This window comes from Halobellus sp. Atlit-38R (genome assembly GCF_003665925.1).
Taxonomy (GTDB): domain Archaea; phylum Halobacteriota; class Halobacteria; order Halobacteriales; family Haloferacaceae; genus Haloquadratum; species Haloquadratum inordinatus.
The window spans coordinates 1-468 of sequence record NZ_QXIJ01000302.1 but is presented as its reverse complement, the minus strand read 5'-3'; the positions used below and the strand labels follow the sequence as shown (position 1 = coordinate 468).

Below are 468 nucleotides of genomic sequence, written 5' to 3'. Positions count from 1 at the left end.
CTCGCGGGGCGTATCGACTCCACACGCGACCGATTCGATAGGAACACACCATGCCAAAAGAGACGACTGAGTCCCCGCTACTGCCCGTCCGCGGAGCGCGCGGCCTCGGCGACCCGCTCGGCCGACAGGTCGGACAGCGGGATGCGCCGCGCGCCCGTCTCGGAGACGAGGATGTCGGTCACTCCGATACCGCCGTCGCCGGCATCGACGACGACGACCGAGGCGTCGGCGGTGGCGAGGTTCCGCGCCGCCGACCGGGTCTGTCCGGTGGGACTGCCGTCCGCGACGTTGGCCCGACCGTCAGTGACGACGACGACGAGCGCGCCGGCGGCGTCCGAGCGGTCGATGACCCGACGGGCGGCGTCCAGCCCGGACGGAAGCGGCGTCCTGTCGCCCGTGGGGAGTTCCTTCAGGTGCCGCGCCGCCAGCGTGACGCTGTCGGTGGGCGGGAGCAACACCTCGGCGTCG

The 468-nt window shown here is 72.6% G+C and carries 1 pseudogene; it reads right to left on the bottom strand.

What is annotated here, in order from left to right:
• Positions 1–77: 77 nt before the first annotated feature.
• Positions 78–468 (bottom strand): annotated as a pseudogene (locus D3D02_RS19500) (magnesium chelatase); the annotation flags it as partial.